Origin of the sequence: Amaricoccus macauensis (assembly GCF_014201905.1) — a bacterium.
In the GTDB taxonomy this organism is placed as follows: Bacteria; Pseudomonadota; Alphaproteobacteria; order Rhodobacterales; family Rhodobacteraceae; genus Amaricoccus; species Amaricoccus macauensis.
Map to the genome: position 1 here is coordinate 890,252 of NZ_JACHFM010000001.1, position 23,647 is coordinate 913,898.

Sequence of the window (23,647 nt, forward strand, 5' to 3'; positions counted from 1 at the left end):
TTCACGGTCGTGATCCGGCCCAGAACGGAACGTAGCCTGCCCGTGGATGTTCAGGGTCAGCGGGCAGAATGAGTCTCCCATCCAATGCCTGACGGATGATGATTGACGCCTGCGAGGCATTCTGGCTCTCGATTCCAAGGCGCTCGCGCAGGGTAGAGTTGTTCATCTTTTGCCCGCTGACATAGCGTAGCGCCGCATGCTGGTAGCAGGCGCGAACCCGCTCTTCAGGCGACATCTCGGCAAAGCGGCGGGGGCCGAACAGAACCACGCGCACTGCATTCCCTTCCGTGCGGAAGTCCGGGGCCGGAAGCTGGTGCATCTCGACCGAGGCAATCACCTTGTCAATGCCAGTCCCCTGCTCCTCGCACAGCCGCATACGTCGCATGAGTGCCGCCAGCGCCTCATTTCGCGAACGCGGGGGACTGTCAAGGAACCGCTCGGGGCTGACCAGCGGCTGGCCGGGATTGGTAATCTCCATCCTGTCGGCGAACAGCTCCACCAACGGACCGGTGCCTGTCACCGTCATATCCTGATGGATCAGTGCATTGGCGATCAGCTCGCGAATCGCGATCGAGGGGTAGAGTGGTCGGTCCTCACGGAAAGCCTTGCCGATGAACTCATTGCGCGGGAGCAGGCCATCGATGTAGTCGATAAGCCCCTGGAAACCCGCTGCATAGCCGCGCTGCTCGTCTTGGCGATGGATCACAGTATCGGCGCGACTGGCACCATCATAGGCGACGAAACGCACCGCTTTCCGGGCGATCGAGGGAGAGAAATCGGCCAATGCCTTCGCGAATAGGACGGCTCCGAGGTTGGTTATATTCCAGTGCCCCCCTACATCACGCTGCACGATACGATCGGTCGAAAGTCGTTCGAAGATACCCGCGCGGTTATCGGGCAATGGCTGGCCGGTAAGGTCGAAATAGGCGGCGTAGTTCAACCGCGCCAAGACTTCGTCCCCGCTCAAGAACTGCGCCGCCAGTCCGCTTTCCCAGACGTACGGCTGCAATTTGGCCCAGAGCGCGCGCAATCGTTCGGGATAGTCCGAAAGCCGCGGGGTAGCGCTTCCGATTCGGATGAAGGCGGTTCGGTCGAACTCGACGGGACTGGAGGGGGCAGCGGGGATCTTGAGCAAAACCAGCCGAACGCCATGATAGTCAATCGGCTCGAAGGTGAAATTGATACTAGGCTGCACGCGCTGCGCCAGCCACAACTCCAGTGGCTGGTTGTTCTGCATTTCGACTGAGGGCTGAAAGGTAGTTCCGACCGCGGCATGGTCGCCGTCGCGCACCCCCCAGACCAAATAGGCAAACGACTGGTCGGCGAGGCGCGCGGCATTGGACAGCGCCGAAATCAGCTTGCCGATCAACTGCGGATCCTTGTTGTTCTCCTTGAACTCCACCCAAGAGACTTCGGCAGGGTACGCGCGCAAATCGGAGACCAGTGCGATCGTGCGGGCGACCAACCGAGCTTCGGAGGTGATACCAGCGCTCACCGGGAGGCCTTGGCGAAGGTGGCGGCTTCGATCTCATGAGCCTGCGCGCCGACGCCGGCCGGTTCATCGTCCATTTGTCTTTCCATCCAAACCGAACACGTTGTCCGGACGCAGCACCATTCCGCGCCAGACACGGAGCAACCACTCTGCAAGTTGCTCTGCGTCTGGCAATAACATTAGCGCCTTGGCGCGTTTAGTGACAGACAGGCCGTTGGGTCAGGCGTTGTTCGCGGACGGCCGGATGGGGCAACCACCTTTCTTGCTCTGGCGATAGTCAAGCATCAATTGCGCTTCTGCGCAGTGGCCGGGTCGTTGCTGCGTACTAAGGTGCCACCCACCGAGAGGTGCCGCACTCCCCTTTCGCCAGCCGTCTCCCCTCTCACCCCAGACGCCCCCCCCCGATGTGGTCGAGCACCGTGTCGATGAACACGCCCTTCACCTCGCGGCCGGTGAAGTCGAGGCACCGTTCGCGGCGGACGGCGACGGATGGTTTGCGGCTGGTGAGGATGCGTCGCGGGCGGCTGTTGCGGGATCGCAACTCGGGGGCGGGAGACCGGGCGCCCCCCTCACCCGTCCGCGAGGATCCAGCGGGCGGCTTTTTCGGCGATCATCAGGACGGGAGCGTTGGTGTTGCCGCTCGGGATGACCGGCATGGCGCCGGCGTCGACGACGCGGAGGCCGGCGATGCGGCCGCCCCTGCCATCGCGCATCCTGAGGTGCGGGTCGAGGACCGCGTCGGGGTCGGTGTCCTTGCCCATCGCGGTGGTGCCGACCGGGTGGAAGATCGTGGTGGCGATGTCGCCGGCGTGGCGGATCAGGTCGTCGTCGGTCTGGATTTCGACGCCGGGCTTCCATTCCTGCGGGGCGTAGCGGGCCAGCGCCGGCTGGGAGCAGACGGTGCGGGTGAGGCGCAGGCTCTGGGCGGCGACGCGGCGGTCCTCGTCGGTCGAGAGGTAGTTCGGGCGGATGAGCGGCGCGTCCTCGGGGCGGGAGCTGCCGATGTCGATGCGGCCGCGGCTGGTGGGGTTGAGGTTGCAGACGCTGGCGGTGATCGCCGGGAAGGCGTGCAGCGGCTCGCCGAAGGCGTCGAGGCTGAGCGGCTGGACGTGGAACTCGACGTTGGCGTGGTTGCGGCCGGGGTCGGAGCGGGTGAAGGCGCCGAGCTGGCTCGGCGCCATGCTCATGGGGCCAGTGCGCTTCAGCGCGTACTCGATGGCGATCCGCGCCTTGCCGATGCCGCGCGAGAGCTCGTTGAGGGTGCCGGCGTCGCGGACCTTCCAGACGCTCCGGATCTGGAGGTGGTCCTGGAGGTTGCCCCCGACCGCGGGCAGGTCGGCGATGACGTCGATGCCGTGCTCGGCGAGCAGTTCCGCCGGACCGAGGCCGGAGAGTTGCAGGAGCTTCGGGCTGTTGACCGCTCCGGCGGAGAGGATGACGGCGCGCCGGGCGGTGAGGTGCTCGTCGCCGCGCAAGAGCACGCCGGTGCAGGCGAGGCCGTCCGCGCGGCGCTCGATCAGCAGGCGGTCGACTTCGGCGCCGGTCCTGACGGTGAGGTTCGTGCGGTTGCGGATCGGGCGCAGGAAGGCGCTCGCGGCGTTCCAGCGCCAGCCGCGGCGCTGGGTCACCTCGAAGAAGCCGACGCCCTCGTTGTCGCCGTCGTTGAAGTCGGCGCGCGGCGGGATGCCAGCCTCGGTGCAGGCGGCGGCGAAGGCTTCGAGCACCGGAAACTTCAGGCGCTGACGCTCGACGCGAAGCTCGCCGTCACGGCCGTGGAATTCCGCCGCGGCCGCATCGTCCACGCCGGCGTCGCGGCGCCAGTTGCTTTCATGGGCGCGGAAGTCGGGGAGCGCGTTCTCCCAGGACCATGCATCGTCGCCGGTGAGTTCGGCCCATGCGTCGAAGTCGCGTGCCTGACCCCGGACGTAGAGCATGCCGTTGATCGACGAGCAGCCGCCGAGCACCCGGCCGCGGGGATAGCGCAGTTGCCGGCCGTTGAGGCCCGGGTCGGGCTCGGTCCTGTACATCCAGTCGGTGCGCGGGTTGCCGATGCAGTAGAGGTAGCCGACGGGGATGCGGATCCAGTGGTAGTTGTCCGAGCCGCCCGCCTCGAGGAGCAGCACCCGGTTGGCCGGATCGGCGCTCAGGCGGTTCGCCAGCAGGCACCCGGCCGTGCCGGCGCCCACAACGATGTAATCGAAGTCGCGCTCCATGATGGATCTATGGGGGGCGGACGCGGCGATCTCAAGGGGCCTCGCGCCGGGGCGTCGGCTCGGCTAGGGTCGGCGGCTGGGCAGAGGGGGAGATTTCACATGGCTCGCATGGCCGGCAGGTCGGTGATCGTGACCGGTGCGGCGCGGGGGATCGGCCTTGCGATCGCCCGGCGTTTCGTGCGGGCTGGGGCCAATGTGACGCTCTCCGACATCGACGAGACCCGGCTCGCGCGCGAGGTGGCGGCACTCGAGGCCGAAGGCTGGGACGGCAAGACGCAGGCGTTTCCCGCTGACCTGCGCGAGAGGCTTTCCATGTCGAACCTGATCGCCACGACCATTGACGCCTATGACGGGCTCGACGTGCTGGTGAACGCGAGCCGGCTGCTTGTCGCCTCGAAGCCGCTCGATCCCGAAGGGGACGCGCTTGACGCGACGTTGCAGGAGAATGTGATGGCGACGCTGCGGCTGAGCCAGCTCGCGGCGCGGCGGATGACTGCCCTGGCGGAAGAGGAAAGCCGGCCGGCGGACCGGGCGATCGTCAACATCTCGTCGGTGCTTGGCCGGCGGGCGGCTCCGGAGCTTCTCGCGTTCTCGGTCGCCTGCGCGGCGCTGGAGCAGCTGACCCGCGTTCTGGCGCTGGCGCTGGCGCCGACGGGGATCCGGGTGAATGCGCTGGCGATCGGCGGGATACCGGGCACGGCACTCGCTGCCGCGTTGCCGGATATCGACCTGACGGAGACGCTGGCGCGTCTGACCCCGCTCGGGCGCATCAGTGATCCGCAGGAGTGCGCCGAGGCGGCGCTGTTTCTCGCGTCGCCGGCCGCGAGCTTCGTGACTGGCCAGATTCTGACGGTGGATGGTGGTCGCACCCTCGTCGACCCGATCGCGGCCCCGGACTGAGGGGGCACAGGACGGCAGGGTGCGGCGGGCTTCAGGCGTGCGCCGACTCTTCAGTCGACCACTCGGCGGCGAGGATCAGCAGGCTCGCGGCAAAGAGGCTGGTCGAGCCGCCCGCGCCGTACATGAGGATGCCGGCGATCAGGCCCCAACCGGCGGCGATCGAGAGGCTCACACCACCAGCGGCACCGAGAGCGGCAGAGATCAACAGGATGGCAAGCTTGGCGTTCACGGGATCCCTCCGATTTGCACCCAAAGGTGAACGACGGTTCCTAACGACTCATTAACGGCTGCCTGCGACCCGCCTCTTGGTGAGCGGTTCTTCGGATATGGTGAATGGAAGCTTGGAGGTCAATCAGCGGCCCGCTCAACAGACCGTTAAGATCCTTGATTTCAATGGAAGTTCCATCGCGGCGGCGTGATCGCCGTCAGAGACGGGGCAGCAGCCGCGCCAGCAGCACCGCGAGCACCTTGCCGCCCGTCTCCGCGTGCGCGAGCACCGTCTCGATGGTGTCCTCGACCTGGTCCGGGCCGCCGGTCGCCTCGTTGGTGATCGCCGAGAATGCCAGCACCCGGAAGCCACAGTGCACCGCGGCAATCACCTCGATCACCGTCGACATGCCGACCGCCTGCGCGCCCGACGCCTGCAGGAAGCGCCGCTCGGCCGGAGTCTCGAACGACGGGCCGGTCAGGCCGGCATAGATCCCGGTGCGAAGCGCGATGCCGGCCTCGACGGCCTCCGCCCGTGCCAGCTCGCGGAGCACCGGATCGTAGGCACGCGACATGTCCGGAAAGCGGAGGCCGATCGCCGGATCGTTCGGGCCGACGAGCGGGTTTGCCCCGGTCAGGTTCAGGTGGTCCTCGATCAGCATGATCTCGCCCGCCACCATCTCAGGGTCGAGCGCGCCAGCGGCGTTCGTCACGACGAGGGTCCGCGCGCCGAGCCCGTGGAGAATGCGCACGGCCAGCGCGATATCGGACGGTGCAAGGCCCTCGTAGAGGTGCAGGCGGCCCTGCATCAGCGCCACCCGCCGCCCGGCCAGCCGGCCGATCACCAGCTGGCCGGCGTGGCCCGGTGCGGTGGCGACCGGCAGGCCGTCGATCTCGCCATAGGGGATGACGGTCTCGACCTCGACCGCGTCGGCGAGGCCGCCGAGGCCGGAGCCGAGGATGAGCGCCACATCCACCGGCGCGCCCGTCCTGCCGGCAAGCGACGCCATCGCCGAGCTGAGGCGGGCGTCGGTCATGGCTGCACGCTCGCGGCGATCCGCGGGGTCAGCGCCGCCACCTGGTCGAGGGTTACCGCGAGATCATGCAGCACCAGAGCGCCGTCGCGCACCACTTGCCGTCCGCCGACGAAGACATGCCGCACGTCGGACTTCGCCGTGGAGAAGACGATATGCGTCGCGGGATCGAAGAGCGGCACCGCGTGGGGCCGGCGCAGGTCGACGAGGATCATGTCGGCGAGCTTTCCGGGCGCGAGCGAGCCCAGCCGATCGGCCGCGCCGAGCGCCGCGGCGGCGTTGCTGGTCACCATTGCGAGCGCCTGTCCGGTCGTGACCGCCCGTGCGTCGAGGGTCGCGGCGCGGTGCAGGGTCGCGGCGAGGCGGAGCGCCATCCAGAGGTCGAGGTCGTTGCCCGAGATCGCCCCGTCGGTGCCGAGCGTCACCCGGACACCGGCGGCGAGCATGTCGGGCACGCGGGCAAAGCCGCTCGCGAGCTTCAGGTTCGACATCGGATTGTGCACCACCGTGGCGCCTGTCCGCGCGAGGATCGCGATTTCCTCGTCGTCGAGCCAGATGCAATGAGCGAGCACAGTCCGCGCGTCGAGGAGGCCAAGCGCGTCGAGGTGGCGGATGACCGGGCGGCCGTAACGCTCCTCGATCTCGAGGCGCTCGGCCCGGGTCTCGGCCGCGTGGGTGGAGAAGAAGCCGCCGTTCGCGTCCGCCGCCGCCTTCGCCGCGACGAGGGTTTCCGGCCCGACGGTGTAGGCGCCATGGGGAAGGCAGCCGGCGAAGACATCGTCGGCCGCGCCGAACGCCTCGAAGAACGCCGCCGCCTCGGCGAGGCGGGCGGAGCCATCGACCCGGTCCATGCCGCGGCCGTCGAAGAAGATGCCGCCCGTCGCCACGCGCATGCCCACGTCACGCGCCGCCGCCACGGTCTGGTCGGGATACCAGAACATGTCCATTGTGGTGGTGACGCCGCCGAGCAGCAGCTCTGCGAAGCCGAGCGTCGCTCCGAGCCGCATCGTCTCCCGGTCGAGGACCGCGCCCTCGGCCTTCCAGACGGTGCGCAGCCATGGCTCGAGCGGCAGATCCTCGACGAGGCCGCGGAACAGGCTGTCGCCGGCGTGGCAGTGCATGTTGATGAGGCCCGGCATCAGCATCATGCCGCGGGCGTCGATCACCTCGCGCGCGTCGAGGCCGATCTGCGCCGCCGGGCCGATCCGCTCAATCCGGCCGCCCGAGACGGCGACCGCGCCGTCAGGAAAGACAGTGCCGGCGTCATCGGCGGTGACCACGAGGGCATTGGTGATGATGAGATCGCTCAATCCGGCTCCAGCGTCGGTGGCAGAGCGAGGCGTGGCACGCCGGGTTCGGCCCTGTCAACGCTGCCGGGCGTCAACGGTCCTGGGCGGCGGCACAGCTCTCCGGGCCGAGGAGCCGGCCGAGGAGGGCTGCGAGCCCCTCCGACTCCTCGGACGTGAGGCGCCGTCCGATCGCCTCGTGCAGGGCGGGGGCGTAAACCGACCACATCTTGCGGCGCATCTCGCGTCCGGCGTCGGTGATGGCGACGATCTGGCCGCGTCCGTCCTGCGGGCAGCTTCGCCGCGCGACGAGACCGGTTTCCTCAAGCCGCGCCAGCAGCCGCGACAGCGCGTACTGCGGCATGGCGAGTTCGCGCTCGAGCGCCACCGGCCGCATCCCGCACTCGCCCGCCTGCTCCAGTTCGAGCAGCACGTCGTAGCTGCCGAGGGACGGCAGGTTCGCGGCCTTCATCGCGCCTTCCACGTGTGTCACCGCCGCCTGGTGCGCCCGGATGAGCTGCGACCATGCCCGAACTGCGGACTCACAGGGTTCGTGGTGTGTCATGCCGGAAAGATATGCATGGGCCGCCCGCGCAACAAGCCGGCCCGGCCATGGGATGGCGGATCCGGAAACGCACTGTCGCCGGGATCGGAGATAAATGCAACTGCATTGACCTTGCCATGTCCATGCAGACGCATATATCTCCATGCATCGGCATCGACCACTCAGGATCGATCGAAACAGGAGATACCGTGATGAAGTCCTACCTTGCCCCCCTCGCCGCTGCTGTCGCAATCGCCCTCGCGGGCCCGGCGCTCGCCGGTGGCCAGCTCGCCAGCAACGCCGGCCTCAGCCAGTCGGAAGCCGCGGGCCTCAGCCTGACCGAAATCGCGCAGGCGAAGTTCAACCGTGACGCCGGCTTCTCGCAGCACGCGCAGCCCGTCTCCGAGGCCAGCACCGACGCCCGTGGCAACCTCGCCCGCGCCGCCGGCCTGTCCGCAGACGCCGCCGAGGGCCTTTCGCTCGGCCAGATCGCCGCGGTGAAGTTCAGCCGTGGTTCGAGCGACAACGACCAGATCCGCCCGGCCGACCTCGGCGCGACGGTCGCGACCCGCTCGCTCGACAACAGCGCCCGGGCGCAGCTCATCTCGAATGCCGGCCTCACCGCCGACGATGCCACCGGCCTCTCGCTGACCGAAATCGCCGCCGCCAAGTTCGACCGCGACAACCAGTGACCGGCCCGACCCCGGCATCGCCCGGGATCCTCACCGCCGTCCGGACCCCGTCCGGGCGGCGCAAGTGCGTTGCATCCCCGCCCGCCGCGCCGCGATAGTGCCGCAGCATCCTGGCCGCGCGAGAGGAAACGCCCATGCCTGCCTGGCTCGTCCCCGGCCCGTTCCCGGCAGAGTTCATGACCGACGAGCGCTGCTCGATCACCGAACTTCTCAACATCGACGAAAGCCCCGACGCCTCGCTGGCGCTCGCCCGGGTCGCGCCGGGCGTCACCACCCGGCTGCACGCGGTCACCGGCACGACGGAGTGCTACGTGATCCTCGCGGGCCACGGCGTCGTCGAAGTGGACGGCACACCTGAGGCGGTCAGCCCCGGTGACCGGATCGTCATTCCCGCCGGCGTGGCGCAGCGGATCACCGCGACCGGTGCGGCGCCGCTCGAATTCCACTGCGTCTGCACCCCGCGCTTCCGGCCGGCGAACTACGTGGATCTTGGCGACCCGCCGCCGGCTACAGCGCCCGCCCGCCGATCGCCTCGGTGATCCGGTCGGCTGCCTCGCGGACCCGTTCCCCGAAACCGCGGCCGGTTTCGCGGTCCATCCGCACCACGGGGCCGGAGATCGACACGCCGGCGACCGCCTCGCGGAACTCGTTGAAGATCGGCGCGGCGATGCAGCGCATCCCCTCGGTGCGCTCCTCGTCATCGACCGCCCAGCCGCGCGCGCGGATGTCGGCCATCTCGGCCAGCAGCAAGTCCTGATCAATGATGGTGCGCGGCGTGAACGACGCGAGCCCCTGCTCGCGGACGATCCGCTCGACCGCCGGGGTCGGCAGGTAGGCAAGCAGCGCCTTGCCGATGCCGCTCGCATGGATCGGGCCCCGGGTGCCGGGCCGGAAGAACGCCCGGATCGGCTCGTGCGTCTCGACCTGCGAGAGGAACACCACCTCGCCGCCGTCGGCGATGGCGAGGTTCGCGGTCTCGCCGGTGTCCGACATCAGTTCCCGCATGACGACTCGCGCCTGCTCGACCAGATTCGTCCTGCCGAGGAACGCGCTGCCGATTCGGAACGCCGCCTGGCCGATGAACCAGAGTTGCGTCGCCGGCTGGACCTCCACCATGCCGTGCGCCTCGTAGGTCGAGAGCACGCGGTAGACAGTCGCCGGCGCCTGCCCCGAAGCCTCGGAGAGCTCTGTCAGGCTCATTCCCTCGCCTTCTGCCAGTACTTTCAGGATGTGAACCGCCCTGTCGAGCGCCTGTACCGTCGTCTGCTCGGGCTTCGGATTGAAGGCCTTTGGCCGCCCGCGACCGCGCTTCGGCGTATTTTCCATTGCGTCTTTCACCTCAACCACTACGTGTTCATTACCCCAGGAGAACGAGCCCATGGCCTACAAACCCGAAGGCTATACCAGCGTCGCACCGTACCTCATCGTGCCGGACGCGACCCTGCTTCTCGATTTCGTCGCCCGCGTCTTCAGCTCCGAGCCGGTCCTTGTCGTCCGCTCCGAGCACGGCGGCATCCGCCACGCCGAGTTCCGCATCGACGATACCATCGTCATGTGCGGCGAGGCGAGCGGCGCCCCGGCCTCGAACGTCCACGTCTATGTGGACGACGTGGATGCGGCCTTCGCCCGCGCCCTCGAAGCCGGCGGCACCGAAGTCGAGCCGCTGCGCGAGAAAGGCGACGGCGACCGCCGTGGCGGCATCGCGGACCCGAGCGGCACCGTCTGGTGGCTCTCGACCCAGATCACCCCCCGTCAGTGACCACGTTAACTCGCTGTTAGCCCGCCGACCGAGCCGACCCGATGGCGAAAAACTTGAAGCTTTTTGGAATCAAGGAGATACGTGTTTTTCGACATTTTGAAAAATTATTTCAAAAAAATTGCTGATTCGCCAGCCCGCTGGTAGATCCTATCTCGACACAAACGGAGGAAGCGCCAATGTCCACCCAGAACCCGGTTTTCATCCCCGGCCCGACCAACATCCCCGAGCGGCTGCGCGCGGCGGTCAATGTGCCGACGATCGACCACCGCTCCGCCAGCTTCACCAAGCTCTTCAAGCCGCTGTTCCAGGGCGTGAAGGACGTGCTCAAGATGCAGGACGGCGAAGTCGCTTTCTTCCCCGCCACCGGCACCGCCGGCTGGGAAGCCGCCGTCACCAACGTCCTGTCGCCCGGTGACCGCGTTCTCGCCGCCCGCCATGGCATGTTCTCGCATCGCTGGATCGACCTCTGCACCCGTCACGGGCTCGACATGCAGGTGATCGAGGCGCCGTGGGGTTCGGGTGCGCCGGCCGACAAGTTCGAGGAAGCCCTGAAGGCCGACACGGACCACAAGATCAAGGCCGTCCTCGTCACCCACAACGAGACCGCGACCGGCGTCCGTTCCGACATCGCCGCCGTCCGCCGTGCCCTCGACGCCGCCAACCACCCGGCGATGCTCTTCGTCGACGGCGTCTCGTCGATCGCCTCGATGGACTTCCGCTTCTCCGAGTGGGGCGTCGACGCCGCCGTCACCGGCAGTCAGAAGGGCTTCATGCTCCCGGCCGGCCTCGCCATCATCGGCTTCTCGCCGAAGGCGATGAAGGCGATGGAGACCGCGAAGGGCCACCGCGCGTTCCTCGACGTCCGCGACATGCTCGGCGCGAACGCCAAGGGCGGCTACCCCTACACGCCCCCGGTGCAGCTGCTCTTCGGTCTCTCGACCTCGCTCGATATGCTGAAGGAAGAGGGCCTCGAAAACGTCTTCGCCCGTCACCACCGCATCGCCGAAGGCATCCGCCGCGCCGTCGCCGCCTGGGGCATGAAGCTCTGCGCCCAGTCGCCCGACCTCTACTCCGACACGGTTTCCGCGATCGTCGTCCCCGAGGGCTTCGACGGCACCAAGGTCGTCACCCATGCGGCGGACAAGTATGGCGTCGCCTTCGGCGTCGGCCTCGGTGAGGTCGCCGGCAAGGTGTTCCGCATCGGCCACCTCGGCTCGCTGACCGACGTCATGGCGCTCTCGGGCCTCGCGGCGGCCGAGATGACCATGGCCGACCTCGGCTTCCCGATCACCCTTGGCAGCGGCGTCGCGGCAGCGCAGGACTACTATCGCGACACCGCCGCCGCGATGCAGAAGGCAGCGTGATCCATGACCGTCGACACCGCCGAGAATCTCTACATTCCGACGTATGACGACGTGCTCGCGGCGCACGAGCGGGTGAAACCCTACATCCACCGCACGCCGATCCTGACCTCGCGCCTGCTGAACGAGCTTTCCGGTGCGGAGCTCTTCTTCAAGTGCGAGAACCTCCAGAAGGCCGGCGCCTTCAAGGTTCGGGGTGCCTCCAACGCGGTCTTCGGGCTGTCGGAGGAGAAGGCGAAGAAGGGCGTGGCCACCCACTCGTCGGGCAACCACGCGCTGTCGCTCTCCTACGCGGCCGGCCGTCGCGGCATCCCCTGCCATGTGGTGATGCCGCGGACCGCGCCGCAGGTGAAGAAGGATGCCGTCCGTGGTTACGGCGGCATCATCACCGAGTGCGAGCCCTCCACCAGCTCGCGCGAGGAGACCTTCGCCCGCATTCAGGCTGAGACGGGGGCGGACTTCGTCCACCCCTACAACGACGAGCGCGTCATCGCTGGCCAGGGCACCTGCGCCAAGGAGATCATCGAGGACCTCGGACCCCTCGACGCCATCGTCGCCCCGATCGGCGGCGGCGGCATGATCTCCGGCACCTGCCTCACGCTGTCGAACATCTCGCCGGAGACGAAGATCTACGCTGCCGAGCCGGAGCAGGCTGACGACGCCTACCAGTCGTTCAAGCAGGGCAAGATCATCGCCTACGACGCGCCCAAGACGATCGCCGACGGCCTGCTCGTGCCGCTGAAGGAGCGGACCTGGCACTTCGTCTCGCGCTACGTGACGGACGTGCTCACCGCCTCCGACGAAGAGATCATCGAGGCGATGAAGCTCATCTGGAAGCGCATGAAGATCGTGATGGAGCCGAGCTCGGCCGTGCCGCTCGCCACCATCCTGAAGAACCGCGACGTATTCGCCGGCAAGCGTGTCGGCGTCGTCATCACCGGCGGCAATGTCGACCTCGACAAGCTGCCCTGGAACAAGTGAGGGGAGACACCATGACCAAACAGGAATCCATCGACGGCCTGGAAGTCGGCTTCGACATCCCCGCCTCGATCGGCATGGCCTACGAGGACATCCAGACGCCCTGCCTCATCCTCGATCTCGACGCGCTCGAGCGCAACGTGAAGAAGATGGGGGACTACGCCAAGGCCCACGGCATGCGGCACCGCGCCCACGGCAAGATGCACAAGTCCGTCGACGTGCTGAAGCTCCAGATGGAGCTCGGCGGGGCGATCGGCGTGTGCTGCCAGAAGGTCAGCGAGGCCGAGGTCTTCGCCCGCGCCGGCATTCAGGACATCCTCGTGTCGAACCAGGTGCGTGAGCCGGCGAAGATCGACCGCCTCGCCCGCCTGCCGAAGATCTCCGGCGGCAAGATCATCGTCTGCGTCGACGATGTGGCGAACGTCGCCGATCTCTCGGCCGCCGCGCAGAAGCACGGCACGACCATCGAATGCTTCGTCGAGATCGACTGCGGCGCCGGGCGCTGCGGCGTCACGACGACCGAGGCGGTGGTCGAGATCGCCAAGGCGATCGATGCCGCGCCGGGCCTGAAGTACACCGGCATCCAGGCCTACCAGGGCGCCATGCAGCACATGGACGACTACGAGGCGCGCAAGGCGAAGCTCGACGCGGCCATCGCCCAGGTGAAGGACGCGGTCGACGCGCTGGAGAAGGAAGGCCTGAAGACCGAGCTCGTCTCGGGCGGCGGCACCGGCAGCTACTACTTCGAGTCGAACTCGGGCGTCTACAACGAGCTCCAGTGCGGCAGCTACGCCTTCATGGACGCGGACTACGGCCGCATTCATGACAAGGACGGCAAGCGCATCGACGCCGGCGAGTGGGAGAACGCGCTCTTCCTGCTCACGAGCGTCATGAGCCACGCCAAGCCGCAGCTCGCGGTGGTCGATGCCGGCCTCAAGGCGCAGTCGGTCGACTCCGGCCTGCCCTTCATCTTCGGCCGCGACGACGTGAAGTACATCAAGTGCTCCGACGAGCACGGCGTCGTCGAGGACAAGGGCGGCGTCCTGAAGGTGAACGAGAAGCTGAAGCTGGTCCCGGGCCACTGCGACCCGACCTGCAACGTCCATGACTGGTACGTGGGCGTGCGCGACGGCAAGGTCGAGACCCTCTGGCCGGTCTCGGCCCGCGGCAAGGCCTACTGATCTCCTGATCTCCATCGGGGCGCGTGCGCGCGAACACGCGCGCCCCGGCACGGGAAGGGCTCTCCACGTCGGGGCCCTTTCCCGCCCGGGGTCTTCATACGGCCTTGAAACCTGGAGAGCAGTCGTTTTCCGGCAACAGCCGGAAAACCCGCAATAGAACGATGCGCGCATTCTGCGCGCTCCTGATCGCGGCAACGGCCGCGTCCCGCATTCTCGATTCTCGGCCCTCCCGCCAGCGGGAGCGGCACACCGACCGGCGGAGCGGGGGCTCGATGTCCCCCGAGACCGGTACCCTTCAGGAAGGAACGCCCACTTGATCATCGTCCCCGAAGCCGCTTGCCCCGCGCTCCTCTCGCTCGAGGATGCCTTCGAGCCGGTGGAGCAGGTCTTTGCCGCCATGGCGCGCGGCGATGCCGAGAACTTTCCCGTGGTCCGCGAGGCTCTCGGCGGCGCCGAAGAGGCGCTTTACGGCTTCAAGGGCGGCTACGACCGCGCCGGCGAGACCCTCGGGCTCAAGGCCGGCGGCTACTGGCCGCATAACCTCGAGCGCCGCAACATCACCAACCACCAGTCGACGGTCTACCTCTTCGACCCGGCGACCGGGCGCCCGACCGCGATGATCGGCGGCAACTACCTGACCGCCGCGCGCACCGCCGCCTCGTCCGCGGTCTCGATCAAGCACCTTGCCCGGGCCGACTCGAAGGTCCTCGGCATGATCGGTGCCGGCCACCAGGCCGCGTTCCAGCTCCGCGCCGCGCTGCGCCAGCGCGCGTTCGAGCGTGTGATCGGCTGGAACCTGCACCCGGAGATGCTGGCGCGCCTCGCCGACGTGGCGAAAGAGGCCGGCCTGCCGTTCGAGGAGGTCGATCTCGACCGGCTCGGACAGGAAGCCGACGTGATCGTGTCGATCACCTCGTCCTTTGCCCCGATCCTGAAGGCCGCGCAGGTGAAGCCAGGCACGCACATCGCCTGCATGGGCACCGACACCAAGGGCAAGCAGGAGGTCGAGGCGGCCCTTCTCGCGCGGGCCACGGTCTTTACCGACGAAGTCGCCCAGTCCGTCACCATCGGTGAGGCGCAGCACGCCATCGCCGAGGGGCTGATCACCGAAGCCGCGATCAACCCGATCGGCGCCGTGATCAACGGCACGCACCCGGGCCGCTCGTCGGCGGAAGAGATCACCCTCTTCGACGGCACCGGCGTCGGCCTGCAGGATCTCGCGGTCGCGGCGAAGGTCGTCGAGCTCGCCAAGACCGCCGGCAAGGCGATCGAAGTCGAGGTCTGAGCGGCAGTATCCTGAATCTCCATCCCGAAGCGTCGAGGTCCGCCGACCTCGGCGCCCGGGCTTCCGGGCCGGTCGGTAACGGCCGGCCCGGATTCGTTCCCCGCGTCCCGCTCAGTCCACGACCCGGAGGGTGAGGTTCACCCGCCCGCCGTCCGGCCACACCCGGCTGCCACCGGCGCGGATCCGGTCGATGCCGTGATAGGCGAGGCGCGCCGGCCCGCCAAACGTCACCACGTCGCCGCTTTCGAGCACGATCGTCCGACTCGGATCCGATCGCGCCAGCCCGCCCACGCGAAACACCGCCGGGTCGCCGAGGCTGATCGAGAGCACCGGCCAGCCGAAATCGGTCTCGTCCGCGTCCCGGTGCATTCCCATCCGCGCCGTCCCGCCGTACCAGTTGACGAGGCAGCAGTCGGGCAGCCGTTCGGTCGAGACCAGCGCCCGCCAGACGTCGAGCACGCTCGCCGGGATTGGCGGCCACGGGCTCCCGGAGGGATGCCGCTCCACGTAGCGATAGCCCCTGCGGTCGGTGAACCAGCCGTATTTCCCTGCCGAGGTCATGCGCACGCTCATCGGCTTGCCCCACGGCGTCATCGGCGCGAAGAACGGCGCTGCCGCCACCACGGCTGCCACATCGGACGCCATCACTGCCTGCGCCGATGGCGAAAGCCAGCCCTTGCGGACATCGAATCCGCCGACATCGAGCACCGTCTGCACAATTTTCCCCCACTTGACGCCCGGGCGCGAGCTTGCAGGCCTTCGTCTGCAAACCTATATAGCCTGCCAGCCCCGGACCGGCAGTCTCCGCCGTCCGGACAGGGATCCACGGCGGGGGCCTCTCTTCGGGACCTGCCAGTCAAATCGCCGCTCGAAAGGACCAATGCATGTCTAAAGTCATCGGCATCGACCTCGGCACCACCAACTCCTGCGTCGCCATCATGGACGGGTCGCAGGCCCGCGTGATCGAGAACTCCGAGGGTGCCCGCACGACGCCGTCCGTCGTCGCGTTTACCGACGATGAGCGTCTCGTCGGCCAGGCCGCCAAGCGTCAGGCCGTGACCAACTCCGAAAATACCCTCTTTGCCGTGAAGCGTCTCATCGGCCGTCGTTACGACGACCCGACCGTCGCCAAGGACAAGGAGATGGTGCCCTACAAGATCGTCCCCGGGCCGAATGGCGATGCCTGGGTCGAGGTCAAGGGCGAGAAGTATTCTCCGAGCCAGATTTCCGCCTTCATCCTGCAGAAGATGAAGGAAACCGCCGAGGGTTATCTCGGCGAGAAGGTGACGCAGGCCGTCATCACGGTCCCCGCGTACTTCAACGACGCCCAGCGCCAGGCAACCAAGGACGCCGGCAAGATCGCCGGTCTCGAGGTGCTGCGCATCATCAACGAGCCGACCGCGGCGGCGCTCGCCTACGGCCTCGAGAAGACCGGCACCAAGACCATCGCGGTCTATGACCTCGGCGGCGGCACGTTCGACATCTCGATCCTCGAGATCGACGACGGCCTCTTCGAGGTGAAGTCCACCAACGGCGACACCTTCCTCGGTGGTGAGGACTTCGACATCCGGATCGTCCAGTACCTCGCGGACGAGTTCAAGAAAGAGCACGGCGTCGATCTCACCAAGGACAAGATGGCGCTGCAGCGGCTGAAGGAAGCCGCCGAGAAGGCCAAGATCGAGCTTTCGTCGTCGACCCAGACCGAGATCAACCAGCCGTTCATCTCGATGGATCCGAAGACCCATCAGCCGCTGCACCTCGTGCTGAAGCTGACCCGGGCGAAGCTCGAGAGCCTCGTCTCCGACCTGATCGCGCGCACCCTGAAGCCCTGCCAGCAGGCGCTGAAGGATGCCGGCGTCTCCAAGACCGAGATCGACGAGGTCGTCCTCGTCGGCGGCCAGACCCGTATGCCGAAGGTCATGGAAGAGGTTCAGAAGTTCTTCGGCAAGGAGCCGCACAAGGGCGTGAACCCCGATGAGGTCGTGGCGCTCGGCGCGGCGATCCAGGCCGGTGTGCTTCAGGGCGACGTGAAGGACGTGGTCCTGCTCGACGTGACCCCGCTCTCGCTCGGCATCGAGACGCTTGGCGGTGTGTTCACCCGGCTGATCGACCGCAACACCACGATCCCGACCAAGAAGAGTCAGATCTTCTCCACCGCCGAGGACAACCAGAACGCGGTGACGATCCGGGTCTTCCAGGGCGAGCGCGAGATGGCGGCCGACAACAAGATGCTCGGCCAGTTCAACCTCGAGCAGATCCCGCCGGCACCGCGTGGCGTGCCGCAGATCGAGGTGACCTTCGACATCGACGCGAACGGCATCGTCTCGGTCAGCGCCAAGGACAAGGGCACCAACCGCGAGCAGAAGATCACCATTCAGGCCTCGGGCGGCCTTTCGGACGCCGACATCGAGAAGATGGTGAAGGAAGCCGAGGAGAACGCCGACGCCGACAAGTCGCGCCGCGAGCTGGTCGAGGCGAAGAACCAGGCCGAGAGCCTGATCCACGGTACCGAGAAGTCGGTGGCCGAGCACGGCAAGCTGGTCGATCCGACCACGGTCGAGGCGATCGAGCTGTCGATCAAGGTGCTGAAGGAGGCCATGGAGGGCGAGGATGCGGAGAAGATCCGCGCCCGCAGCCAGGACCTGACCGAGGCCGCGATGAAGCTCGGCGAGGCGATCTACAAGGCGCAGGCTGCCGAGCAGTCGGGCGAGGCCGAGGGCGGCCCCTCCGGTCCCGCGTCGGACGATGATGTGGTTGACGCCGACTTCGAGGATCTCGGCGACAACAACAGCAACAAGAAGTCCTGATCGAGTAATGTGACGGACGACGGATGGCCCTCCTGGAGACCGGGGGGGCCATTTGTCCGTTTCAAGGGAACCGCTTTCATATGGCGAAACGCGACTACTATGATGTGCTCGGCGTCGAAAAGGGCGCCTCGTCCGATGCCATCCGCAAGGCCTTCAAGAAGCAGGCGATGGAGCACCATCCCGATCGCAATCGCCACGACCCCAAGAGCGAGGCCCGCTTCAAGGAAGTGAACGAGGCCTACGACGTCCTGAAGGACGATCAGAAGAAGGCCGCTTACGACCGCTTCGGCCACGCCGCCTTCGAGAACGGCCACGGCGCGAGCGCGGGGGCCGGCGGCTTCCGCCCCGGCGGGGCGGATTTCTCCTCGGCCTTCAGCGACATCTTCGAAGATCTCTTCGGCATGGGCGCCGCCGCCCAGCGCACCCGTTCGCGCAGCCAGCGCGGGTCTGATCTGCGCTACAATCTCTCGATGACGCTTGAAGAAGCGTTTCATGGCAAGCAGGCGACGATCTCCGTCCCCTCTTCCGCGGTCTGCGACGTGTGCGACGGCACCGGTGCGGAGGGCGGTGCGGTGCCCGCCACCTGCCCGACCTGCTCGGGCATGGGCAAGGTGCGCGCCCAGCAGGGCTTCTTCACGGTCGAGCGCACCTGCCCGACCTGCGCCGGACGCGGCCAGATCATCAAGAACCCCTGTGCGTCGTGCAACGGTGCCGGCCGGGTGGCGCGCGAGCGCACGCTCAACGTCAACATCCCCGCGGGCGTCGAGACCGGCACGCGCATTCGCCTTGCGAGCGAGGGCGAGGCCGGCCTGCGCGGTGGTCCGGCGGGCGATCTCTACATCTTCGTCGAGGTGGAGCGGCACCCGATCTTCGAGCGCGAGAATCAGGATCTCTACTGCCGCATCCCGCTCGCCATGACGACGGCGACACTCGGCGGCGAGATCGACGCGCCGACCCTCGACGGCGGCAAGACCCGGGTGAAGGTGCCCTCCGGCGTGCAGTCCGGCAAGCAGCTGCGCCTGCGCGGCAAGGGCATGCCGCCGCTGCGCGGCACCGGGGCGGGCGATCTCTACATCGAGCTTGCCGTCGAGACGCCGGTGAACCTCACGGCGCGCCAGAAGGAGCTCCTGCGCGAGTTCGAGCAGGAGAGCCGCGAGAACAGCCCGGAGGCGCAGGATTTCTTCAGCCGCGTGAAGGGTTTCTGGGACGGCATGAAGGGCTGAGGCCCGACGCGCTGGTGGCGACGGCAGCGGCCCTTCCAGTGTTGTTTCCGACCCGCGGCAGCGGCTCCCGGCCCGACAAGCCGAGGCACTGCCTCGGCCGGGCCGCGGGCTGGAGCGCGGGACGCGCGGAGGCCCGGCAAGCGCGCAGATTTCTCCGGCAGCGAGCCATCCGTCCGCGCGCGGCCCGGGTGGGCGCGGAAACGCGCCCGCCCCCCGCAGGGGCGTGCGCGGACGGATTTGTCACCTGCCAAATCCGTCGCTCTCCACCGGCTCGGCCTGCACTCCAGCCGAAGCTTTCCTTCCCCCCGCGACCTGCTCCGCGCCTACCGGTCCGTCTCCCGCCAGCGCGGATTGATCCACGGCTCGAGGCTGGACGGTGGCAGCCGCGTGCCGAGGATGTGGTCGGCGGCCTTTTCGCCCACCATGATCGACGGCGCGTTGAGGTTGCCGTTGGTGATGCGCGGGAAGATCGAGCTGTCGGCGACGCGGAGCCCTTCGACGCCGATCACCCGGCACTCGGGGTCGACCACCGCCATGGGATCGTCCCGTCGGCCGAGCCGCGCCGTGCCGCAGGGGTGGTAGGCGCTTTCCACGTGCTCACGCAGGAAGCCGTCGAGTTCGTCGTCGGTCTGGAGCGCGGCTCCGGGCTGGATCTCGTCACCGGCGTAGGGCGCGAATGCGGATTGTGCGAAGATCTGCCGGGTGAGGCGGATGCAATGGCGGAAGTCGATCCAGTCCTGTTCGCTCTCCATGTAGTTGAAGCGGATCGCCGGTGCCTCGGCCGGGTTGGCGCTCTTCAGCCGCACCGTGCCGCGCGAGGGCGAGCGCATCGGGCCGACGTGGGCCTGGAAGCCATGGCCCTTCACCGCCGATTTGCCGTCATAGCTGACCGCGAGCGGCAGGAAGTGATACTGGATATCGGGATACTCGACCCCCGGACGCGAGCGGACGAAGGCCGCCGACTCGAACTGGTTGGAGGTGCCAAGTCCCATCTTCGCCAGCAGCCATTGCGCACCGATTCGCGCCATGCCGGGGTAGTTGTAGACGCTGTAGAGCGTCACCGGCTTCAGGCTCCGAAGCTGGAAGTACATCTCCAGATGGTCCTGCAGGTTGGCGCCAACGCCCGGGCGGTCGGCGATGACCTCGATCCCGTGCTCGGCGAGATGCGCGGCCGGGCCGATGCCGGACAGCATGAGAAGCTTCGGCGAGTTGATCGAGGACGCCGAGACGATCACCTCGCGCCGGGCAGCGATCACTCGGGTGTTCTCGCCCTGGCGGACCTCGACGCCGCGGGCGCGGCCCGCCTCGATCACCACCCGGGTCGCAAGGCCGCTGATCACCCGCACGTTGCCGCGGCGGAGCGCGGGCCGCAGGTAGGCGTTCGCGACCGACCAGCGCCGGCCGCGCCAGACGGTCTGCTCCATCGGGCCAAAGCCTTCCTGCTTCTGGCCGTTGTAGTCGAAGGTGAGTTCGAACCCCGCCTGGGCGCCGGCCTCGACGAAGCTGTGGTAGAGCGGATTGCGCCGTGGCCCGCGGGTGACGTGGAGCGGCCCCGAATCGCCACGCCAGACCGAGTGGCCGCCGTGCCAGTTTTCCTGCCGGATGAAGTAGGGCAGCACGTCGGCGAAGGACCAGCCCTCGGCGCCCATCTCGGCCCAGGTGTCGAAGTCGCGGGGATGGCCGCGCACGTAGACCATGCCGTTGATCGAGGATGAGCCGCCAAGCACCTTGCCGCGCGGCGTGACCAGCGTCCGCCCGCCGAGATGCGGCTCGGGCTCGGAGTGAAAGCCCCAGTCGTAGCGCGCCATGTTCATCGGGTAGGAGAGTGCCGCCGGCATCTGGATGAACGGCCCCCAGTCGGTGCCGCCATACTCGATGACGAGCACCGAATGCCCCGCCTCGCCCAGCCGATAGGCGATCGCCGCGCCGGCAGAGCCGGAGCCGATGATGACGTAGTCCGCTTCCATTACCGCCCCATCGCGCGGAGGGCGCTGTAGTCGATCATGACGTGCCCGGCATAGGCCGGGCGGGCGGTGAGCCGGTCGTAGTAGGCGGCAAGGGTCGGGCGCTCCCGCCGTTCGATGTCGAGCGTGTAGTAGCGGTAGAGCGAAAGGCCCGCCTCGATGTCGGCAAAGGTGAAGTCCGCGCCGAGCACCCACGGCCCCGCGCCAAGCTTCGCCTCGAGGATGTCGAGGTGCGTCTCGAAGAGCGCTCCGCCCTTCTCGTCGATCGGCAGGCCGCGCAGCGCCGGATGGAAGATCGCCGCAAGGAAGTTCGCCTGAAGCGTGGTCTTGCCCCACTCGGCCCAGGTGTCGACCGGGGCGCGGGCGATCGGATCCTCGGGCCAGAACGGCGCGTGCCCGTAACGCGCCGCGAGGTAGCGCAGGATCGCCGCGCTCTCGAACATCGTCACGTGCTCGTCGCGGAAAGCCGGCACCAGTCCGTTCGGGTTCATCGCCCGGTAGTCCGGCGTGTCGGTGCCGCCGAAGCCGAAGCCCGCGTCCACCCGGTCGACCGCGATCCCGAGCTCGGCGGCGCCCCACATGACGGCCTGCACGTTCATCGAGCTGGCCCGGCCGTAAACGGTGATCATGTCTTCGCCTCCTTCAGAACGGCGCCTCGACGGGGCCGGTCGCCACGTAGACCGACTTCACCCGGCTCCAGTGATCGAGCGCGGCGCGGCCGTTCTCCCGGCCGATGCCGCTCGCCTTCACCCCGCCGAACGGCGCCTCGACCGGCGTGAGGTTGTAGGCGTTGATCCACGTGGTCCCGGCTTCGAGCGCCCCCACCACCCGGTGCCCGCGTGCGAGGTCACGGGTAAAGACGCCCGCCGCGAGGCCGTAGGGCGTCGCGTTGGCGCGGGCGACCGCCTCGGCCTCGTCGTCGAAGGCGAGGACGCTCATCACCGGCCCGAAGATTTCCTCGCGGGCGATCGTCATGCTGTCGGTCACGTCGGCGAAGACCGTGGGCTGGACGAAGAAGCCGCCCTCGAAGCCCTGCACCCGCGCCTGCTCGCCGCCGGTGACAAGGCGCGCGCCCTCGGCGCGGCCGGTGGCGATGAAGCCCATGACCTTCTCGCCCTGCCGTGGGGAGATGAGCGGACCCATGGTCACGCCCTCGTCGAACGGATCGCCAAGCACGATGCGTTCGGCCCGCTCGGCGACCCGCGTGAGGAAGGCGTCATAGACGCCGCGCTGGACGAAGACGCGCGTGGCGTTCGAGCAGACCTGACCGGCGGAATAGAAGTTGCCGAGCATCGCCCCGCCCACGGCGCTGTCGAGGTCGGCGTCATCGAAGACGAGCAGCGGCGACTTGCCGCCAAGCTCGAGCGTCACCGGCTTCAACCCGGCGGCGGCGCTCTCGTAGACCCGGCGCCCGGTGGGCACCGAGCCGGTGAGCGAAATCTTGGCGACGTCGGGATGGCGGGCGAACGCCGCGCCGACGCTGCCCCGGCCCTGCACCACGTTGAAGACCCCGTCTGGCAACCCCGCCTCGGCGAAGATCTCCCCGAGCTTCAGGGCGCCGAGCGGAGTCATCTCCGACGGCTTGAAGATCAGCGCGTTGCCGCAGGCGAGCGCCGGGGCAGCCTTCCAGCAGGCGATCTGGCTCGGATAGTTCCACGCGCCGATGCCGAAGCAGACGCCCAGCGGCTCGCGCCGGGTGTAGACGAAATCCCCGCCGAAATCGGCGGTTTCGCCGCCGATGCCCGCCGCCAGCCCGGCGAACCATTCGAGCGCATCGGCACCCGACGCCCAGTCCGCGACCAGCGTCTCGGAGAGCGGCTTGCCGGTGTCGAGGGTTTCGAGCTCGGAGAGCGCGCGATTGCGCTCGCGGATGAGATCGGCCGCCCGGCGCATCACCCGAGCGCGCGCGGCCGGCGGCGTCGTGCGCCAGCGGGCGAAGCCCTCGCCCGCCGCCGCGATCGCCGCGTCAACCACTGCCGGGGTCGCCTCATGCACGGCGGCGATCGGCTCGCCGGTGGCCGGATAGATGACCTCGATCGCCTCGCCGGCCGTATCCTCGAACGGCTGCCCGCCGATCCAGTGCGAAGCTTTTGGCTGCGCCCGCATCACTTTCTCCCTGCAAGCTCGAGGTCGAGGTAGTCCTCGACGGCGGAAATCGCGGTCCGCGAGACGACCTGTCCCCGCAGCGCGCCGCGCAGATAGACCCCGTCGATGAAGGCCCCGAGGTTCTCGGCGATCCGCTCGGCATCGGCCGCCGGCACCAGCTGGCGCAGCGCCTGGACAAGGTTCGAATGCAGGCGCCGGTGATAGATCCGGAGGAGCCGCGCCGCTGGCTGCGAACTCTGGGCGAGGGCGTAGAAGGTGAGCCAGGCGCTCACCGTCGCCCGATGGAACTGCTCCGGCCCGAAACTGCCGCGCAGCACCGCGTCGATCCGCTCGCGCGGCGTCGCGGCCCGGCGCAGGCCGTCGGCCACCACCTCGCGGAACTCCACGAGCAGGTGGCGCATCGTCGCGTGGATCAGCCCGTCCTTGCCACCGAAGTAGTGATGCGCCAGCGCCGCCGACACGCCTGCGCGCTCTGCGATCTGCGCCACCGTCACGTCGAGAGAGCCCCGATCGGATATCTCGCGCAGCGCCGCGCCGATCAGGGCCTTTCGCCGCATCTCCGCCGTTCCGCTCGCCATTTCTGCACGCCCGCCAAAATTGATTGACTGATCAATC

Annotated in this window: 22 protein-coding genes; 10 read left to right on the forward strand and 12 right to left on the reverse strand. The window is 68.1% G+C overall.

All coding sequences use genetic code 11. From position 1 onward, the window contains the following. Position 1: 1 nt before the first annotated feature. Both HNP73_RS04315 and HNP73_RS04320 read right to left on the reverse strand, forming a co-directional pair. Positions 2 to 1,495 carry an ATP-binding protein gene (locus tag HNP73_RS04315; RefSeq protein ID WP_343063197.1) on the reverse strand — a complete coding sequence of 498 codons (1,494 nt, stop codon included), beginning with the start codon at positions 1,493 to 1,495 and terminating at the stop codon, positions 2 to 4. Positions 1,496 to 2,061: 566 nt separating this feature from the next. Continuing rightward, complete coding sequence (locus HNP73_RS04320) at positions 2,062 to 3,705, reverse strand: GMC family oxidoreductase (RefSeq protein ID WP_184147374.1); 1,644 nt, start codon at positions 3,703 to 3,705, stop codon at positions 2,062 to 2,064. 99 nt (positions 3,706 to 3,804) lie between these two features. Between HNP73_RS04320 and HNP73_RS04325 the strand changes: the two genes are divergently transcribed. Then, a complete protein-coding gene (locus HNP73_RS04325; protein WP_184147375.1) occupies positions 3,805 to 4,605 on the forward strand; it encodes an SDR family NAD(P)-dependent oxidoreductase in 801 nt (266 codons plus the stop codon). A 31-nt stretch (positions 4,606 to 4,636) separates the two neighbouring features. Here the strand turns inward: HNP73_RS04325 and HNP73_RS04330 are convergent, their stop codons facing one another. The 4 genes from HNP73_RS04330 to HNP73_RS04345 all read right to left on the reverse strand — a co-directional run bounded on the left by HNP73_RS04330 (position 4,637) and on the right by HNP73_RS04345 (position 7,604). Then, a complete protein-coding gene (locus tag HNP73_RS04330) occupies positions 4,637 to 4,834 on the reverse strand; it encodes a hypothetical protein (protein WP_184147376.1) in 198 nt (65 codons plus the stop codon). 196 nt (positions 4,835 to 5,030) lie between these two features. Beyond that, positions 5,031 to 5,849 carry a purine-nucleoside phosphorylase gene (locus HNP73_RS04335; protein WP_184147377.1) on the reverse strand — a complete coding sequence of 273 codons (819 nt, stop codon included), beginning with the start codon at positions 5,847 to 5,849 and terminating at the stop codon, positions 5,031 to 5,033. Next, complete coding sequence (locus tag HNP73_RS04340; protein ID WP_184147378.1) at positions 5,846 to 7,156, reverse strand: amidohydrolase family protein; 1,311 nt, start codon at positions 7,154 to 7,156, stop codon at positions 5,846 to 5,848. Before HNP73_RS04340 ends, HNP73_RS04335 begins: the two co-directional genes overlap by 4 nt. A 70-nt stretch (positions 7,157 to 7,226) precedes the next feature. Continuing rightward, positions 7,227 to 7,604: a MarR family winged helix-turn-helix transcriptional regulator gene (locus tag HNP73_RS04345; RefSeq protein ID WP_221288171.1), complete on the reverse strand. Its 378-nt coding sequence runs from the start codon at positions 7,602 to 7,604 to the stop codon at positions 7,227 to 7,229. A gap of 284 nt (positions 7,605 to 7,888) precedes the next feature. On the opposite strand from HNP73_RS04345, the gene HNP73_RS04350 reads away from it, so the two are divergent. Continuing rightward, on the forward strand, positions 7,889 to 8,368 hold the full coding sequence (locus tag HNP73_RS04350; protein ID WP_184147380.1) for a hypothetical protein: 480 nt from the start codon (positions 7,889 to 7,891) through the stop codon (positions 8,366 to 8,368). Between the two features lie 134 nt (positions 8,369 to 8,502). Beyond that, positions 8,503 to 8,907: a cupin domain-containing protein gene (locus HNP73_RS04355; RefSeq protein WP_184147381.1), complete on the forward strand. Its 405-nt coding sequence runs from the start codon at positions 8,503 to 8,505 to the stop codon at positions 8,905 to 8,907. Here the strand turns inward: HNP73_RS04355 and bhcR are convergent. Then, positions 8,876 to 9,694: an HTH-type transcriptional regulator BhcR gene (bhcR, locus tag HNP73_RS04360; protein WP_184147382.1), complete on the reverse strand. Its 819-nt coding sequence runs from the start codon at positions 9,692 to 9,694 to the stop codon at positions 8,876 to 8,878. The genes HNP73_RS04355 and bhcR overlap by 32 nt on opposite strands. A 52-nt stretch (positions 9,695 to 9,746) precedes the next feature. Here bhcR and HNP73_RS04365 point away from each other — a divergent pair, with 52 nt between their 5' ends. The 5 genes from HNP73_RS04365 to bhcD all read left to right on the forward strand — a co-directional run bounded on the left by HNP73_RS04365 (position 9,747) and on the right by bhcD (position 14,932). Continuing rightward, complete coding sequence (locus HNP73_RS04365; protein WP_184147383.1) at positions 9,747 to 10,127, forward strand: VOC family protein; 381 nt, start codon at positions 9,747 to 9,749, stop codon at positions 10,125 to 10,127. A gap of 176 nt (positions 10,128 to 10,303) precedes the next feature. Further along, positions 10,304 to 11,491 carry an L-aspartate--glyoxylate aminotransferase BhcA gene (bhcA, locus tag HNP73_RS04370; protein WP_184147384.1) on the forward strand — a complete coding sequence of 396 codons (1,188 nt, stop codon included), beginning with the start codon at positions 10,304 to 10,306 and terminating at the stop codon, positions 11,489 to 11,491. 3 nt (positions 11,492 to 11,494) lie between these two features. After that, the gene (gene bhcB / locus HNP73_RS04375; RefSeq protein ID WP_184147385.1) at positions 11,495 to 12,469 is read left to right on the forward strand and encodes a beta-hydroxyaspartate dehydratase BhcB; all 975 of its coding nucleotides are present in this window, start codon (positions 11,495 to 11,497) and stop codon (positions 12,467 to 12,469) included. 11 nt (positions 12,470 to 12,480) lie between these two features. Next, positions 12,481 to 13,647, forward strand: coding sequence for a 3-hydroxy-D-aspartate aldolase BhcC (gene bhcC / locus HNP73_RS04380; protein WP_184147386.1), 1,167 nt, complete (start codon positions 12,481 to 12,483; stop codon positions 13,645 to 13,647). A gap of 313 nt (positions 13,648 to 13,960) precedes the next feature. Beyond that, entirely contained in the window at positions 13,961 to 14,932 is a 972-nt protein-coding gene (bhcD, locus tag HNP73_RS04385) for an iminosuccinate reductase BhcD (protein ID WP_184147387.1), read from the forward strand. A gap of 111 nt (positions 14,933 to 15,043) precedes the next feature. Here bhcD and HNP73_RS04390 read toward each other — a convergent pair whose 3' ends face one another. After that, the gene (locus HNP73_RS04390; RefSeq protein ID WP_425486622.1) at positions 15,044 to 15,652 is read right to left on the reverse strand and encodes an alpha-ketoglutarate-dependent dioxygenase AlkB family protein; all 609 of its coding nucleotides are present in this window, start codon (positions 15,650 to 15,652) and stop codon (positions 15,044 to 15,046) included. A gap of 164 nt (positions 15,653 to 15,816) precedes the next feature. On the opposite strand from HNP73_RS04390, the gene dnaK reads away from it, so the two are divergent. Next, positions 15,817 to 17,739: a molecular chaperone DnaK gene (gene dnaK, locus HNP73_RS04395; protein ID WP_184147388.1), complete on the forward strand. Its 1,923-nt coding sequence runs from the start codon at positions 15,817 to 15,819 to the stop codon at positions 17,737 to 17,739. Between the two features lie 80 nt (positions 17,740 to 17,819). Next, entirely contained in the window at positions 17,820 to 18,962 is a 1,143-nt protein-coding gene (gene dnaJ / locus HNP73_RS04400; RefSeq protein WP_184147389.1) for a molecular chaperone DnaJ, read from the forward strand. 323 nt (positions 18,963 to 19,285) lie between these two features. Here the strand turns inward: dnaJ and betA are convergent, their stop codons facing one another. From betA to betI, 4 genes are read right to left on the reverse strand one after another with little or no spacing between them, the layout of a single operon-like run. Beyond that, positions 19,286 to 20,929 carry a choline dehydrogenase gene (gene betA, locus HNP73_RS04405; protein WP_221288173.1) on the reverse strand — a complete coding sequence of 548 codons (1,644 nt, stop codon included), beginning with the start codon at positions 20,927 to 20,929 and terminating at the stop codon, positions 19,286 to 19,288. Beyond that, positions 20,929 to 21,555, reverse strand: a complete 627-nt coding sequence (locus tag HNP73_RS04410) for a glutathione S-transferase family protein (protein WP_184147390.1) — start codon at positions 21,553 to 21,555, stop codon at positions 20,929 to 20,931. Before HNP73_RS04410 ends, betA begins: the two co-directional genes overlap by 1 nt. Before the next feature lie 13 nt (positions 21,556 to 21,568). Then, positions 21,569 to 23,032, reverse strand: coding sequence for a betaine-aldehyde dehydrogenase (betB, locus tag HNP73_RS04415; RefSeq protein WP_184147391.1), 1,464 nt, complete (start codon positions 23,030 to 23,032; stop codon positions 21,569 to 21,571). Beyond that, positions 23,032 to 23,589, reverse strand: coding sequence for a choline-binding transcriptional repressor BetI (betI, locus tag HNP73_RS04420; protein ID WP_246399511.1), 558 nt, complete (start codon positions 23,587 to 23,589; stop codon positions 23,032 to 23,034). Before betI ends, betB begins: the two co-directional genes overlap by 1 nt. Between the last annotated feature and the right edge of the window lie 58 nt (positions 23,590 to 23,647).